The 16373-nt window shown below is 71.1% G+C and carries 10 protein-coding genes and 1 pseudogene; 4 read left to right on the top strand and 7 right to left on the bottom strand.

All coding sequences use genetic code 11. The features are described from left to right. The first annotated feature begins 119 nt into the window (after positions 1-119). On the top strand, positions 120-2882 hold the full coding sequence (locus IPI43_10810; GenBank protein MBK7774617.1) for a glycosyltransferase family 39 protein: 2763 nt from the start codon (positions 120-122) through the stop codon (positions 2880-2882). Between the two features lie 1101 nt (positions 2883-3983). Here IPI43_10810 and IPI43_10815 read toward each other — a convergent pair. The 3 genes and pseudogenes from IPI43_10815 to aspS all read right to left on the bottom strand — a co-directional run bounded on the left by IPI43_10815 (position 3984) and on the right by aspS (position 9301). After that, positions 3984-4277 (bottom strand): annotated as a pseudogene (locus IPI43_10815) (transposase). A gap of 197 nt (positions 4278-4474) precedes the next feature. Further along, a complete protein-coding gene (locus tag IPI43_10820) occupies positions 4475-7207 on the bottom strand; it encodes a hypothetical protein (GenBank protein ID MBK7774618.1) in 2733 nt (910 codons plus the stop codon). A 219-nt stretch (positions 7208-7426) separates the two neighbouring features. After that, on the bottom strand, positions 7427-9301 hold the full coding sequence (aspS, locus tag IPI43_10825) for an aspartate--tRNA ligase (protein ID MBK7774619.1): 1875 nt from the start codon (positions 9299-9301) through the stop codon (positions 7427-7429). 121 nt (positions 9302-9422) lie between these two features. Here aspS and IPI43_10830 point away from each other — a divergent pair, with 121 nt between their 5' ends. Both IPI43_10830 and IPI43_10835 read left to right on the top strand, forming a co-directional pair. Next, positions 9423-9872, top strand: a complete 450-nt coding sequence (locus IPI43_10830; GenBank protein ID MBK7774620.1) for a hypothetical protein — start codon at positions 9423-9425, stop codon at positions 9870-9872. Between the two features lie 545 nt (positions 9873-10417). After that, positions 10418-10981: a hypothetical protein gene (locus IPI43_10835; protein ID MBK7774621.1), complete on the top strand. Its 564-nt coding sequence runs from the start codon at positions 10418-10420 to the stop codon at positions 10979-10981. Here IPI43_10835 and IPI43_10840 read toward each other — a convergent pair. After that, positions 10956-11528, bottom strand: a complete 573-nt coding sequence (locus IPI43_10840) for an NAD(P)H-dependent oxidoreductase (protein ID MBK7774622.1) — start codon at positions 11526-11528, stop codon at positions 10956-10958. The genes IPI43_10835 and IPI43_10840 overlap by 26 nt on opposite strands. Positions 11529-11532: 4 nt before the next feature. After that, on the bottom strand, positions 11533-12258 hold the full coding sequence (locus IPI43_10845) for a pirin family protein (GenBank protein MBK7774623.1): 726 nt from the start codon (positions 12256-12258) through the stop codon (positions 11533-11535). Between the two features lie 79 nt (positions 12259-12337). On the opposite strand from IPI43_10845, the gene IPI43_10850 reads away from it, so the two are divergent. Beyond that, complete coding sequence (locus IPI43_10850; protein ID MBK7774624.1) at positions 12338-13186, top strand: LysR family transcriptional regulator; 849 nt, start codon at positions 12338-12340, stop codon at positions 13184-13186. Positions 13187-13212: 26 nt separating this feature from the next. On the opposite strand, the gene IPI43_10855 is transcribed toward IPI43_10850, so the two are convergent. After that, positions 13213-14079 carry a patatin-like phospholipase family protein gene (locus tag IPI43_10855; protein MBK7774625.1) on the bottom strand — a complete coding sequence of 289 codons (867 nt, stop codon included), beginning with the start codon at positions 14077-14079 and terminating at the stop codon, positions 13213-13215. 90 nt (positions 14080-14169) lie between these two features. Beyond that, on the bottom strand, positions 14170-16359 hold the full coding sequence (locus tag IPI43_10860; GenBank protein ID MBK7774626.1) for a molybdopterin-dependent oxidoreductase: 2190 nt from the start codon (positions 16357-16359) through the stop codon (positions 14170-14172). Positions 16360-16373: the final 14 nt, after the last annotated feature.

Here is a 16373-nt window from a genome sequence, read left to right on the forward strand (position 1 = left end):
CCGCGCGCGAATGACGCTCATGGCGGCCCCGGGGCCGCGCCCGGCCTTGCGTGACTGAGAGCAACCCAACTTCGAGTCCTCCCCCGTCCGAGCCCACCACCGGGTCTCAGCCCGAGCCCGTGGCGGCTGGCAGTGCCCCGTCCACGCCGCTGTCGGGCTCCCGTCCGCGCAAGCTGGGCTGGGGCGCCTTCGCGCTGGGCGTCACGGCCATGTTCCTGCTCATGTCCAACAGCGAGCGCGCCCCCCACGGCGTGCTGCTGGGCATGTTCGCCACGCTCACGGCCGCGCTCGGCCTCATGACGGGCCTCGGCTTCTTCGCGCGCTCCACCACCAGCGTGCCCTTCGCGGCTTCGGCCCTGGGTCACCCCGAGGGCGAGCTGTGGTTCCGCCGGCCGAGCGTCATGCTCCCGGTGAGCCTGGCCGTGGTGGTGGCCTGCGCGCTGGTGTTCGGCGTGGACACCTTCCACGTGGACACGCGCGACCTGCTGGGCATCCCGCTGGACGTGGCCTACCTGACGGTGGCCATCACGCTGGCGCTGCTGCTGCTGCTGCCCGCCGCCGTCACGCGCCCGGGCCTGGGCGTGTTCGTGGCCGTGGGCCTGGTCTACCTGCCCACGCTCGGTATGCACGCGCTGTGGGACCCGTGGGAGACGCACTACGGCGAGGTGGCCCGCGAGATCCTGGCGCGCGACGACTGGATCAGCACGTGGTGGGCCCACGAGAAGTGGTTCATGTCGAAGCCCATCCTGATCTTCTGGATGGAGGCGCTGGCCATGGGCGCGCTCGGCGTGGATTACCTGCCGGACGCCAACCCGCTGCACCCCGAGTGGGCCGTGCGCCTGCCCATCGTGATGCTCTCCATCGCGGCGCTCATGGTGGTGTACGGCACGGTGAAGCGCCTCTTCAGCGCGCGCGCCGGGGCCTTCGCGGCGCTAGCGATGGCCACCGCGCCGCACTACTTCTTCCTGGCGCACCAGGCCATCACGGACATGTCCATGGTGGGCAACATGACCATCGCCGTGTGCCTCCTGGCGCTGGCGCTGGCGGAGCCCGCCGAGCGCGAGGTCACGCGCTATCGCCTGGGCCCGCTCGAGGCGTCGTTCCAGCACATCATCATGGGGCTGCTGCTGGTCACGGTGCTGCCGCAGGCCATGTACCTCATCACGCGCAACGTCACGTGGTTCTCGCGCGGCTTCGCCTGGCACAAGGACGAGTTCTTCTACGGCTCGGCGGGCAATGACGGCATCCCCGGCAACCCGGACATCGCCGACCAGACGGCGGTCTACAACAGCCTCTTCTCGCAGCCCATCGTGGAGGGCGCGCTGTGGCTGGTGGGCCTCGCCGGCCTGGTGTTCCTGCTCAGCCGCGAGCGCCGCGCCCAGGCGCTGTGCATGTACGGCTTCTACTACTTCTGTGGCCTCGCCTTCATGGGCAAGGGCATCCCCGGCTTCGCGTTACCGGGCCTGGTCGCCCTGCTGTACCTCATCTCGTCGGCGCGCTGGGACATGCTGCTCGAGGGGCGCCTCAAGGTGCTTCCCGGCACGCTCACGCTCGCCGTCACGGGCCTGCCCTGGTACGTGGCCATGTACATGCGGCACGGGCCGGCGTTCACGCAGCAGCTGCTGATCCACGACCACATCAACCGCCTCGCGCGCGGTGTGCACATGGACGAGACGTCGCCCGGCAGCTTCGGCTACTACGTGCTGCAGCTGGGCTTCGGGACCTTCCCGTACATCGGGCTCGTGCCGTTCGCGGTGGTGGCCTTCATGTGGTTCCGGCGGCGCGAGCGCGCGGCCGTGCTGGCCAGCGACGGGCGCGCCTATCACCAGCGGCAGTTCCTGATGCTGCTGGCGCTGTGGTTCTTCGCGGCGTTCGTACTGTTCAGCGCCATGGCCACGCGCTTCCACCACTACATCTTCCCGGCCGTGCCGCCCGCCATGATCCTGGTGGGGCTCATGCTGGACGCCATGTGCGGCGAGGACACCCGCCCCGCGCGCGTCCGCTTTGCCACGGCGCTGCTGGCCGGAGCCGGGCCGCTGTTCTTCGTGGTGGGCTTCGCAGGCATGATGGGCGACGTGCGCGGCATCATTCCGCGGGGCCATGAGGGCACCGACTGGGTGCTGGCGCAGCATGGGCAGACGCCGTTGATGGCGGGGCTGATGGTGCTGGGCCTCGCCTGCGCGGCCGGCGCGTTCTGGCTGCTGCGGCAGCGCGACCCGGCCACGCCACCGCGCGAGCTCGGCCGCCTGGCCTGGCCGCTCACCGTGGCCTGCGTGGGCGGCGCGTGTCTGCTGGCCTTCGTGGCGCGCGACCTGAGCTGGGTCACGCAGCAGCGCCCGCACGGCTACGAGCGCCTCATCCATCTCTACGTCTACAACTACAACCGGCCCTGGCCCACGCAGTTCGACTACCGGCCCATCCTGACCGCCTTCGGCATCGTGGGCACCGTGCTGCTGGGGGCCACCGCGCTGCCCCAGCTGCGTGCCTGGGGCGCGCGCCTGCTGGTGGGCTTCTCCGTGGTCTTCGCCGCCTGGACGGTCAACGTCTACTTCTCGGACCTGAGCGACCACTGGGGACTCAAGCCGCTCATGACGCAGTACTACGAGCTGCGCGAGGGCCCGGAAGAGCCGCTGCTCGCGTTCCAGATGAACTGGAAGGCCGAGAACTTCTACACCGGCAACCGGGTCCACACCTTCGTGGACCTCGACACCGCGCCGCTCACCCGCTGGGTGGAGCAGAACCGCGGCAAGCGCGTCTTCGTGCTGGTGGAGCGCACGCGCTTGCGGAGCTTCACCAGCATCGTGGGCAGCAACGTCCAGGTGCTGGAGCACACCAGCACGCGGGTGTGCAGCAAGTTCGTGCTGGCCGAGATGACGCTATAGGGCCCGGGGGGGGGGGGGGGGGGGGGGGGGGCCCCGGGGGGGGGCGGGCCCCCCGGCGCCCCCCCCCCCCGCGGGGGGGGGGGGCCCCCCCCGGGGGCCCCCCGGGGGCGGGCCCCCCGGGGGGGGGGGGGGGGCCCCCGGCGGCCCCGGGGCCGGGGGGCCCCCCCCCCCGGGGGGGGCGGGCGGGGGGGGGGGGGGGCCCCGCGGCCCCGCGGCGGCGGGGGGGGGGGCGGGGGGCCCGCAACCGGACCGGGGGGGGGGGCGGGGGGCGGCGGGGCCCCCGGGGCCGCCCCCCCCCCGCCGCCCGCCCGCTTGGGCGGGCCCGCCCGCCGGCCCGGGGGGGCCCGGCGCGGGGGGGGCCCGGGGGGGCCCGCCGCGGCCCCCGGGGCGCCGCCCCCCGGCGCCCGGCGCCCCCGGGGGGGGGGGCGCCGGGGGGGCGGGGGGGCGGCGCAACCGGGGGGCGGGGGGGCCGCGTCACGAGCGCCCGCTTCGGCTTTGTGGTCGACCTGCGGGGCCTGCGGCGGCGACGGCAGCGCTTCGGTGCGACGGCGCGAATGGGGCGCTCGGAAGGGGGGCCCGGGGGGGGGGCGGGGGGGGGGGGAGGGGGGGGGGGGTGGACGGGGGGGGGGGGGGGGGGGGGGGGGGGGGGGGGGGGGGGCGTCCACGGACCGAGATGGCGCGCTGGTAGGCCATCAAGACCTTGTGCATGCTAGCCTGCGGGCGACCGCCGAGGGGGTCTAACCCGCCCAAGGCGCCGCACTCACGCCGGGTCGCACATCCGCATGACCGCGAGCGCTTCGACCGCCTGGTGGCCTGGTCCCACCCGGGGGGGGCCCACCCGCGGGGCGGCCTCTGCCGCACCCTGCACCTGGGTCGCACCAGCGCGCGTCCCGCCGCCACCCCCCCCCCCCACACACCTTGGCCGCCCCCTTTTCGCCCCCCCCTCTGGCTGAGTGGGCTCGCTTTACCGCTCGCTCTGGGGACCAGGCCCAGGTACGCGCGAACGGCACGGGCGGACGAGAAGCGGCTGGTGTCGTCCATCGTGGCGTGGAGTGTCCGGAAGGATGAGACAGCGCCGCTCCGAAGGCGAAACCCTTCTCGCCTCAGGAGGGACCGCAGCGTGACGATGGTCTGGCTCCGCATGCGGACTTGGAGCTTGCGCGTCAGCACCAGGTCGCGCAGGTGACGGCTCGCGTCCGATGTCCGATGCGCCGCCCGGTACGCGCCCAGCTGGCAGGCCTCCGCGAGGCACCGTGCATCGCGTCGGTCGGTCTTCACCTTCCGGCTTCGAGTGGCATACATCGGCGCGAATCCAGGGTCGGCGATGACCACCTCGTGGCCAACCCGCTCGAGACATCGCGCGACCCACTCACTCTCCGTCGAGGCCTCGAGCAGCGTCTCCTTTCGCGGCTCCGCGTCGCAGCTTTCAGTGTGCCACCTGCGAGGAACGGCGGCGCTTCATCCCATCTATGGGCCCTGTTCGGCATGGAGTTCTTCGCGAGCGGAGAGCAGGTGTGGTTCAGCGAGGTCTCGCCCCGCCCGCGCGCGAAGGCGACGGCCAGTGCCTCCGCGAACGCCTTATTACCACCCGGTCATTCGAAGCCGATACAGATGCCGCTCGCGGTACAGAACTCGTTCGGCGCACAGAAGCCGCACTCCTCTGTCTGGCCGCAGCCGTCGCTCGCGTTGCCGCAGGAGCGGCTGTCGCAGGGGTCTTCGTTCGGGATGCACACATCCCCCGTGCACTGACCGTTCGGGCCGCAGTTCTGGCCGGGGGGGCAGGTTCCGCAGGTGTCCGTCATGGCGCCGTCGGCGATGCCGCCGCAGCCGTCCGGGAACTGGCCGCAGGCGTAGCCTTGCTGTGAGCACGACTGGGGTGTGCAAGTGGCGGGCGTGCAGACCGTGCCGTTGCAGTAGTTTCCGCTAGCGCAGCCTCCGCAGTCCACCAGACCGCCGCAGCCGTCCGAGAGATAGCCACAGGCGTCGTTCACGCCGGGGCACAGCTCCGTTGTCGTCAGCGGGGTGCAGACGGGCGGCATGGGCGGGTCTCCGTCCGAGACGCAGGCGTTCAGGTCGAAGAGCATGAACACCAGCGACAGCTCCTGCGGGCGCAGCGGCCCAATCGGGCAGACGTACGGGAAGTAGTCGTCCGCGTCGTTGAGGTTGAGCTCGTTGTTGTCGTCATCTTGCGCCACGTGGAACCCCGTGTACGCGACACGTCCGCACGCCGTGGTCTCGCTCGCGCCATAGGGCGTGTTGAACGAGAGCTGCTGCACTCTGGAAGTGGAAGGATCGCCAGCGTTGCGGTAGACCCACTCGTCCGTGCTCGCGCCTACGGTGAGACCCGCGCGGTCACGCGGCTGATAGATGGGGAACCGCGGGGATGTGCCGGTCCATGTCAGGGCGCCGAGCGTGTCGAGCCAATCACGGAACACCAGGCTCTTGACGGGGTTGGCGCCAGCACGCTCGTTCACCCCGGCGCCGACAGGGAGCGACAGCCGCCCCGTGCCAGTGTCCGCCGAGCCACTGTGTCCCCATTCTGCGGAGTCATCGAGGGTGCCGTTGCCTTCGATCCACGTGTAGGCGAAGTGGCTCGCAAACATGCGACCGCCATTGGCCACGTACTCTCGGATGCGTGTGTCGCGCCGGCCGCTGAAGTCCACGTACTCGCCTTCGCAGTCGAAGATGACCATGTCGTAGTCATTGGCCCGCCCAACGTTGTTGTCGTCGCCCCCGTTGCCGTAGAGCTCGGTGGCGCTCACGCTGTTGGTGCCGCTCCAGGAGCACCCGCTGGCACCGGAGGCACAACCTGCATTGGGTACGTGGTTGATCGTCGCGTTGCACGCCGTGACCTGGTTGCGCCGCACGCAGCCCGGCATGTTGTTGTTGCAGCCATAGTTGCTGGAAGACGTGCAGCTGCGGACGGTGCTCATGCCCACGTCGTAGTACCTGCCCGTGCAGGTGGTGTTCGACGTGGTGGACGTGCCGGTGCACGTGGGCATGCGCGCACCGCCGCGGTCTCCCTCGCCTCGATAGAGGTGGACTCGGCCCGCGCCGCTCGCGATCGTGAACTGATCGTCGGCGACGCCGATGTTGCGCAGCACGCACTCCATCGCGTCCACCTCGCCCGTGCTCACGGCGATGTGCGGCAGGTGATCGCCCTGCGCCGGGTTGTGTCTCGCGTTCAGCAGGGTGTACTGGAGGTCGAGCGCGCGGCTCGCGCATGCGGTCGTCTGGCCGGCCGGCACATCGACGACGCGCCTCCACTTACCGACCTTGATGACCATCTTGAAGGCCACGCCCACCGGGATGCGCCCCTCCAACGTGAAGTTGCCGGCGTGGTCGGTGATGCCCGACGCGAGCACGCTCTGGCCGTCCGCCACGAAGCGTTCATCCGTGCAGCGCCCGCAGGCGAGCGGGTTGCCGGCCTCCGCGCCCTCGAAGATCGCGGGCAGCGGGGTGCCTGGATCCGCCGGGATGTAGACGATGGCGTTGGGGACGGGGACTCGGTTGATGAAGCCGGTCGAAGCAGGGCGCCCCGGCGTGCGCACCGTGCCCGTCAGGCGCGTGGGCGAGGTCGTGTCGCATGTGGTCGGCACGCTGGGGCAGAGCGAGCCGTTGCACGCGATGGTGCCCTGGCGGCAAGCGAGCGGACCGCTACTGGGGTCGCCCGGCGTGGGGTTGACGCAGCCCTGGCCCGCAGGGCAGGCGCTCATGCCCTGGGGCCAGCAGTCGAGGGACATGCCGCAGCTATCGGGGATCATGCCGCAGGTGTTTCCCCCGCACGAGGTGATGGGCGTGCATGGGCCGGGGCCCACCGGAGCGCAGGTGCTGTTCGCGCCAGAACACGTCTCGTCCGCGTCGCAGGTGACGCCGCCGTTGGTCGAGTCGCACTGCAAGATGCCTCCGCACCCGTTCGTGACCGCACCGCAATGTCCAGGGCACGCCTCGGCGGCCGTCAGCGCCTCGCACTCGCAGCGGCTCGTCGCCGGGTTACATGTCAGACCCGTGTCGCACATGCTAGCGCACTGGAGCACGCCCCCCGCGCAGTTCGGGACCTCACCGCAGTCGTTCTGCGAGCAGGCGGTCCGACAGTCCGGAGGGAGGCCGCTATCGGGGACGTTGCCGCCGCCATCGGTGTTGCCGCCGCCATCGGTGTTGCCGCCGCCATCGGTGTTGCCACCGCCGCCGTCGGGCATGCCCGTGCTGCCGTCCTCGTCGAGGCCGCCGTCACGACGGGGATCGGGGCTCCCGCACGCGAGAGAAGAGAGACTGAACGCGGCGAACACTGCGAAGACGACGAACCACGAACGCAAGATCTGCATGGTAGACATCCAATGGGGGACGGGAGGTGGCAGCGGTGACATTCTCAACCGGCTATCAACCTATCACGCCTCGAACAGCACCACCAGACTGCGTTTTCCCCATCGAGCCCATAGTCCGCATGAACCTGGCGTGTGTACAAACAGTTTACATGTAGCGATTGTTCTCGAATCCGAGGACGCCGTTGATCCGGGCCTCGACCTCGTCCCACGGAACGAGCTTCAGCTCGGCTCGATGGTCTTCAAGTGCACCTCGAGCAGCTGCTCGGGGGTGACCAGCGTGGGGGCCTTGGTGAGCAGGCAGTTGGCGCGCTGCGTCTTCGGGAAGGCGATGACGTCGCGGATGGACTCGGTCTCGGCGGCCAGCATGGCGATGCGGTCCATGCCCACGGCGATGCCGCCGTGCGGGGGAGCGCCGTAGGTGAGCGCGTCGAGGAGGAAGCCGAACTTCTCCTGGGCCTCCTCCTGCGACAAGCCGATGACGGCGAAGACCTTCTTCTGCACTTCGGGGTCGTGCAGGCGGATGGAGCCGCCGCCGATCTCGAAGCCGTTGAGCACGCAGTCGTAGCGGTGGCAGAGCACGTTGCCGGGGTCGGTCTCCAGCAGCTCCACGCACTCGTCGTGCGGGCGCGTGAAGACGTGGTGCGCGGCGGCCCAGCCCCCCTCTTCGCGCTCGAAGAGCGGCGGGTCCACCACCCACAGCAGGTTCCAGTGGCCGGCGCTGCCCGTCTCGGGGATGAGCTTGAGCAGCTTGCCCAGGTGGAGGCGCAGGTTGGCCATCACGGCGTGCACGCGCGCCTCGTTGCCGAACTGGAAGAGGATGAGGTCCCCGTCCTGGGCGCCCACCGCGGCGTTCACGGCCAGGCGGAACTCGTCGGTGACCATCTTGGCGAGCGGGCTCTGCACCCACGCACCGTCGGCGCCCTCCACCTTGGCGCGGGCCAGGCCCTTGGCGCCCATGCCGTTCACGTACTTCTCGAGGCTCTCGAGGTCCTTGCGCGAGAAGTTGTGGCCGTTCGGCACCACCAGCGCCTTGCAGATCTCCTCGGGCAGGTCCTTGCGGTAGGTGCCGTCCGCGAACTTCTGCGCCATGGGCTCCAGCATGGAGATGCCGCCACCCTTGTGCGCCACCACCAGCTCGGTGAGGTCATGGTGCTCGAGGCCGAAGCGCATGTCCGGCTTGTCGTTGCCGAAGCGCCGCATGGACTCCGCGAAGTTGAGGCGCGGGAAGGCGCCGCTCGGGTAGCGCTCCAGCAGGTCGATGCCCAGCACTTCCTTCCACAGACGGAAGACCAGGCCCTCGATCATCTTGAAGAGGTCGTCCTGGTTGATGAACGACATCTCCACGTCGATCTGCGTGAACTCGGGCTGCCGGTCGATGCGCAGGTCCTCGTCGCGGAAGCAGCGCACGATCTGGAAGTAGCGCTCGAAGCCCGCCACCATGAGCATCTGCTTGAAGAGCTGCGGGCTCTCGGCCAGCGCGTAGAAGTGCGAGGGGTAGAGGCGCGAGGGCACCAGGAAGTTGCGCGCGCCGCCCGGCGTGTACTTCACCAGGAAGGGCGTCTCCACCTCGAGGAAGGCGTTCTCGTGGAAGTAGCTGCGCGTCTCGTGGTTGAGCTTCGAGCGCATCATGAGGTTGCGCTGCAGCTTGGGCCGGCGGAGGTCCAGGTAGCGGTACTCGAGGCGCTTGTCCTCGTTGGTCTTGATGTTGTCTTCGATCTCGAAGGGAGGGGTCTCGGCCTTGTTGAAGACGGTGACCTCCTGCGCGATGAGCTCCACGTCACCCGTGGCCAGGCGCGTGTTGCGCAGGCTGGTGCCGTCGTCCTTCTGGCCGCGGTCGTTGACCATGCCGCGGATGCCCAGGACCCACTCGCTGCGGGCGCGCTCGGCCTGCTTGAAGGCCTCCGCCGGCGTGCGCTCGGGGTCGAAGACCACCTGCGTGATGCCGTCGCGGTCGCGCAGGTCGATGAAGATGCACCCGCCGTGGTCGCGGCGGTTCTGGACCCAGCCGAACAGCACGGCCTCGTTGTTGATGTCCGTGTCGCGGAGGGCTCCGCAGGAATGGGTCCGCTTCAGCTCATCGATAAAACGCGCCACTGGTCTTTGCTCCAAGAAAACAGGCGGCACCCTACCCGCAGCGGGGCGCACGTCAAGGGGCGCGGCCTCGCTCTGGGGGTGGACTTGACAGGGTGGCGGGTTCGGCGCGACGGTGCGGGTCATGAAACTCCGTTCAGCATGTGTCGTCGCCTGCGCTGCCGCGCTGGCGGTGGGTACCCACCTCTTCCTGGGGGCGTCGAGCGCGCAGTCCCAAGCGGCCGAGGCCGCGTGCAGCTTCAACGGCACGTGGACGTTCACCGCTCCGGGCGCGGCGGGTCCCGTGGCGGGTCAGCCCGGGCGCATCGTGGCGCGGGGCGCGACCGCCACCGTCAGCTTCGGCGAGCCCGTCACGGCCAGCGTCACCATGCGGGCGCGCATCGTGGACGGCGTGCTGCAGGTCACCGACACGCGCGCCAACCCCGCTGCGCTGCGTTGCACGGAGACCGAGGCCGGTCAGTACCGCCTCAACTACGCCAACGCCTGCGGCGAAGTGAACCTCGAGCTGCTCTACGAGCCGTGCGCCGGCCGTCGGGGTGCGCTCGCGGGCACCACGCTCACGCGCGTCCCCTGAGTTCCCGTCTCCCGAGGCACGGCGCGTAGCAGCAGCGCAGTGAGCGCCGCTCCCGCGTCGTGCCGCTGAGGCACAGGGGTGTGCCTCGCGCGCACGCTGTGCCTCGTCGCGGACGCGGGCCGGGGGCGTCCCGCCCGTTCACGGCCGCTTCCGGCTAGCACGCGCTGGCCTCCTGCAGGCACGCGCTGACGGCACGCCGGTTGCAGAGTGCCTGACCTGCGCGCGCCCGATGCACGCGGGGAGGCACGTCGATGACTCGAGAGGCCGTCACAGTCCCAGCGCATCCACGCGGTGCCCCATGGCGTGGTGTCCAGCGCACGCTCCGGTTCGCTGTGCTGGCGTTCTTGCTGTGGTCCACGGCGGGTGCCCCGGCCCTGGTTCACGCGCAATGGCTGGGACTGCCCGACCCACCCGATCCGCCCGACGAAGTCGACTGTGTGGCGTGCCCGGCAGAGGCCGAGGAGCCCGCTCCCACTCCGCCGACTCCTTCCACGACGCCGACCTCGGAACGCCCCCGCGCACCGAGGCCGCGTCACGAGTTCACGGTGGGGACGGCGTTCGCGCTGACGAGCGTCATCGCGCGCCGCAGCACCGTCGACGGCGCGCAGTACCGCATCGCGCTGTCGCGGCGCGAGGCGGTGCTGCAGTCGTCCTGGACCGTGTTCGGGCCGCGTGCGGTGGGGCTGCGCCTGGCCCTCGGGGTCGGGGCCGGCAAGCCCGTGCTCAAGTTCGAAGAGCCCTTCCTCGACGCAGGCTGGTTCGGGCCGGAGCCCGTTCGACTGCCCGGCGTGGCCGTGAGCCTGGACGCGTCCGTGGGGCTCGTCGTCCGAGCGGGCCCGGTGCGCGTCGGGCCTCAGGTGATCTTCAACCACACGTGGCTGCGCGACGCTGCTGGGTACACGGTGAACGAGGACGTGCCCTACACCACGCCCAGTCGCCTGCGCGCGGGGGGCCTGGGCGTGCTCCTCGGCGCGCACCCGCACCCGCGCGTGCTCCTGACGCTCGAGACGCGTGTGTACATGGAGCACGGCTTGGTTGGAGGGAGCCTGCGCCTGAGCCTCGGGGCGAGCTGGCCTGCGGGCGCTACAGGGAGGCCACGAAGGCGTTGACCAGCGCCGCCACCCGCTCGCGCGCCGCCGCCTCGGCCAGGCCACCGTGGTCGCCGCGGGCAGCAAACGGCCCGGCCAGCGCCACCTCGGGGAACGGGAACACCTGCGCCACCATGCCGCCGAGCACCGTCTTGAGCGCCCCCTGGGCGCGCACGCCGCCGGTGGGGCTGGGCGACACCGACAGCACCGCCACGCGCTTGCCCGCGAAGACGCTCTTGAAGCCCGGCCGCGAGAGCCAGTCGAGCGCGTTCTTGAGCGGGCCCGGGATGCCGTAGTTGTACTCGGGGGTGACGATGATGACGCCCGCCGCGTCGCGCACCACGCGGTAGGCGCTGCGCACGGGCTCGGGCAGGTCGGCCCCGTCGGGCGAGCCGAGCGGCCCCAGGTGCAGGCGGGGGTCGTAGAGCGGGAAGCCCCCGAAGGCGACATCCACCGCCTGCAGGTGCCCGGGCAGCACCGACTTGACCGAGTGGGCCGCGGCCGCGCTCACTCCGTCGGGACGCAGGCTGCCGGTGAAGAGGGCGAGAGTGAGGGGTGGAGCGCTCATGGCCTCAAGCATGGCTCACTTTCGGCAGCTCCAGGAAAAGCGCTTCCGCGCCAGCGTCACCCTCCACGCGGAGGGTGCGGACCGCCTCCTCGTCGTGGATGGCCAGGCCGTCGCCTTCGCTCAGCGCCTCGCCGTCCACGCGCAAGGTGCCACGCACGATCTGCACCCAGGCCGCGCGCCCCGCCGGCAGCGTGTGCTCGGCATGGCCCGCGGCGTCGAAGCGCACGCGGAAGATGCGGACGTCCTGCCCGATGCTCACGGTGCCGCCTTCGCCGGTGGGCGTGACCATCAGGTCGATGGGGCGCGCCGGGTCATAGGGGAAGTCTTGCTGCTGGTAGCCCGGCGCGGTGTTGCGCTCGGCCGGCAGGAACCAGATCTGGAGGAAGCGCACGTCCTCCTCCTGCGACGCGTTCATCTCGCTGTGCGCGATGCCGCGGCCGGCCGTCATGCGTTGGATCTCGCCGGGGCGAATGACCGAACCGGTGCCGAGCGTGTCCTTGTGGCCGAGCGCGCCCTCCACCACGTAGCTCACGATCTCCATGTCGCGATGCGGGTGGCGCGGGAAGCCCTCGCCGGCGTCCACGCGGTCGTCGTTGAGCACGCGCAGCACACCGAAGCCCATGTGCTGCGGGTCGTAGTAGTCGGCGAACGAGAAGGTGTGGGCGCTCTTCAGCCAGCCGTGGTTGGCCATGCCGCGCTCGCGGGCCTTGCGAATGGTGGTGGTGGTCATGGGTCAGCTCCTTCGAATGACCCCATGGTGCTCATTGCGATGTTGCAAGTCCACGAGCGTGTGTGCACAGTTTGTTTGCATGAATGCAAACCTCGACTGGGAGGACCTCGCGCTGGTCTTGGCGCTGTCGCGGGGCGCGGGGCTGCAACAGGCCGCCGACGCGCTGGGGGTGCACCACTCCACCGCGTTCCGCCGACTGCAACGCGCCGAAGAGCACGCGGGCCTCGCGCTCTTCCACCGCCTCGGAGGCGAGTACGCGCCCACCGAGACCGGCCAGGTCATCGCCGAGCACGCGGCTCGCGTGGAAGACGAGCTGCTGGGCGTGCAGCGCGCGCTCGAGAGCCGGGAAGGTGTTCCGCGTGGGCGCGTGCGGCTGACCACGGTGCCTTCGCTGGTGGCGTCCATCCTACCCGCGCTCACGCGCCTGAGCGAGCAGTGCCCGGAGCTCACCCTCGAGCTGGACGCCACGCCGGACACGCGCGCGCTCGAGCGGGGCGACGCCGACCTGGCGCTGCGGCCCACCGCCGAGCCGCCGCCCGAGCTGGTGGGCACGCGCCTCTCCGTGATGGGCTGGGCCACCTACCGCCGCAGGGCCGGCCGCCGCAAGGACGAGCGTCTGCTCTACGCGGGCCGGCTCGCGGAGCGGGACCAGAGCACACCCGTGGCGGGCGCGCGTTCCGCCATCGCCGTCACCACCGACTCGGCCATGGCCGAGTGCATCGCGGCCGGCCTCGGCGAGGGGCGCCTGCCCTGCTTCGTGGGCGACGCGCACCCGAAGCTCACGCGCGTGGGTGCCGTGGAGAAGACGTCCATCGGGCTCTGGCTCTTGAGCCCCGAGGCGCTGCGCAAGAGCGCACGCGTGCAGGCCACGCGGGCCCGCTTGGTGGAGTGTCTGACCCCTGAGCTGCGCAGGTTCTCGGGGGAGTAGCGCACGACGGAGCGTGAGCTGCGCGCTCAGCTGCCGAGCGCGGCCTTGGCGGTCTCGTAGCCCAGCCGCTGGATGCTCCCCGCGTGAAGCGGATCGAACACGTGGCTCACCACCGGCAGCTCCGTGTCCGGGCGGATGATGCGGATCTCCACGTGGCGCTTGCCCGGCAGCGAGCCGCCCTCGGCGATGAGGCGGTTCATCATGGCGGCCATCTTGGCGTCGTTGTCCACGATCTCGTCCAGCATGATGTCGAGGCAGCGCAGGCCCACCTCGATGGCCGACGCGGTGGGGTCGAAGCGCGGGTGCGGCTGCGTGGGCGTGAGCAGGACCATGTCCACGGCGTCGGCCCCCGCGCGGATGGCGGCGCCCAGCGGCGTGACCGCCCGGATGCCGCCGTCGGTCCACACCTCGCCCGCGATCTCGATGGGGTCGAAGGCCACCGGGAATGCCGCCGACGCATACAGCAAGTCGTGGAAGGGCTCGTCCTCCTGCGAGAACAACCGGTAGGCCCCTGTGGTGAGCGACGTGGCGCCAAAGAGCAGCTGCTTCCCGTTCTCGCGCACGCGCTGCACGTCCACTGCGGTGCGCAGCAGCTCACGCAGAGGGCTCGCGTCATAGAGCGAAGACTTCCAGAAGCCGCTCATCAGGCCCATGCGCCACGGGCGGTACAGGTGCTTGCTGCTCAGCGGCGTGAACAGGTCCACCAGCCCGTCGGCGGCTTCGTCCTCGGCGCCCTTCGGGTACTGCGCGAGGAACCCCGCGATGAGCGCCCCCACGCTGACGCCCGCGAAGATGTCGTAGTGCTGCCGCAGGTCACCCATCAGGTGCTTGACCGCGCCGACGTGGAACTGACCCCGCGAGCCGCCGCTGCTGAGTACGAGTGCGCGTTTCATCGCGCTCAGTGTGCCACCAAAGGGGTGCTCGCCGCAGCAACGCCGCGGTCGCCCCCCAGCCTGTGAGGCCTGTGCATGGGGCCTGCGGGTTCAGGCCGTGGCGGAGGCGCCTGCCGCCACCTCGAGCGCCGGGCTCACGCGCACCGGGAAGCCGGTCAGGCGCGACATGCCGCTGATGCGCTCCACCGAGTCGGGGCCGTCGGCCGCGATCCAGTTGGCGTTCACGCCCTCGGTGGCGCGCGCGATGCGCAGGCCCTCGGCGCGGGCGTGGCCCCAGCCGTGCGGCAGCGCCACCACGCATGGAGCCAGGTCGTCGGTGATGCGCACGTGCACGCGGAGCTGCCTGCCGTTGGCCTCCACGCAGGCCAGCGCGCCGTCGGTGAGGCCCCGCGTGGCCGCGTCATCGGCCCGCATGTAGAGGTAGTTGCGCGCGCGCTTGCCGCGCACCAGGCCCTCCACGTTGTGCATCCACGAGTTGTGCGAGTTGCGCTCGCGCTTGGTGATGAGACGCAGCTCGGACAGCGTGCCCAGCTCCTGCTCGAAGCGCGCCTCGAGCGTGCGCGCCGCGGCGACCAGGTCGGTCGGGGCCAGGTCCACGCGCTTGTCCGCCGTGAGCAAGCGCCCCGGCAGGAAGTCGCCCGGCGGCTTGCGGCGCAGCGGGCGCCCGTGCGGGTGCTGCTGCACGCCGCCCAGCGTGGTCTGCCCGGTGGCCGCGATCATGCCCGCGTAGAGCTGGTCCGGGTGGAAGGCCAGCTTCTGGCCCAGCACCGGCAGCCGCCGCAACGTGCGATCGAAGGCGCCCCACGCCTGGCTCGCGCGCAGCCCCATGAGCGGCACGCCGATGGCGTGCGCCAGCTCGCGGAAGATCCACCACTCGTGGCGCTGCTCGCCGTCGGGCTCCACCACGGCGGGCGTGTGCTGCACGTAGGGCTCGCTCATGAAGCCCTGCGCCCCCAGCGGGATGTCGCTGCGCTCCAAGAACGACAGCCCCGGCAGCACGTAGTGCGCCAGCTGGCCCGTCTCGTTGCGGAACAGGTCGATGCACACCAGCAGCTCCAGCTGCGTGAGCGCCTCGCGCATGCGCGCCTCGTTGGCGCAGCTGAGCACGGGGTTGCCGGCCGTCACGAAGAGCGCGCGCACTTGATCGGCGCCCGGCGTGAGGATCTCGTCGGGCAGGATGGCGCCCGGCAGCTGGTCCAGCACGGCCTCGAAGCCGCCCACGCGCGAGCGCTGATGACCCCGCCCGAAGCCCGAGTGATGGGCCAGCGTGGCGAGCGGGAACATGCCGTGCGGCACGATGGCGCCGCCCTCGCGGTCCAGGTTGCCGCTGAGCACGTTGATGGCGCTGACCAGCCAGAACGCCACCGAGCCGCTCTGCCCCATGTTGAGGCCCGTGGACGCGTAGACGCTTGCCCCCTTGGCGTTCACGAACGCGGCTACCAGCTCGCGCAGCACGGTGGCCGGCACGCGCGTCACCGGCTCGGTGCGCTCCGGCGTGTAGGCCGCCGCCAGCTCGCGCAGCACGCGCTGCCCGCGCACGTGGGGCACCTCGCCGGGATCATGGTTGGCGAAGAGCACCTGCAGGAACGACAGCAGGAAGAACACGTCGGTGTCGGGGCGAATGAACACCTGCTGGCCCACGCGCTCGGCCGTCTCGGTGCGGCGCGGGTTCACGTGCACCACGCGCCCGCCGCGCGCCTCGATGCCCTGCAGGGTGTCCACCGCGTTGGGCGCGTGCACGAAGCTCATCTGGCTGATGGCCGGGTTGGTGCCGATCAGGATGACCATGTCCGTGCGCTGCAGGTCGGGCACCGGCTGGTGGATGGCCGAGCCGTACATGCGCTCGGCCACCGCGAACTTGTTGGAGCAGTCTTGCGTGGACGACCCGTACGCGTTGCGCGTGCCGAGGCCCTTGCTGAAGGCCGCCGCGAACATGGCGTGCGCCACGCTGAACGCCGCCGGGTTGCCCAGGAAGGTGGCCACGGCGTGCTTGCCGTGACGCTCGCGGATGGCGCGCGTGCGCTCGCCGATTTCCCGGAACGCCGTCTCCCACGAGATGGGCTCGAAGCGCTCGGTGCCGGGGACGCGTCGCAGGGGCGTCTTCACACGGTCCGGCGAGTCGTGCACGTCCAGGTAGCGGATGCCCTTGATGCACACGAAGCCCTTCGAGGACACGTGGTCGGGGTCGGGTCGCAGCGCGACCACGCGCTCGCCCTCCACATCGGCCAAGAGCCCGCAGGATGCCTCGCAGATACGGCAGAAGGTGGGGACGGTGCGCATCCCTAGACAGTACA

Source organism: Sandaracinaceae bacterium (assembly GCA_016706685.1).
In the GTDB taxonomy this organism is placed as follows: Bacteria; Myxococcota_A; Polyangia; order Polyangiales; family Houyiibacteriaceae; genus JADJJE01.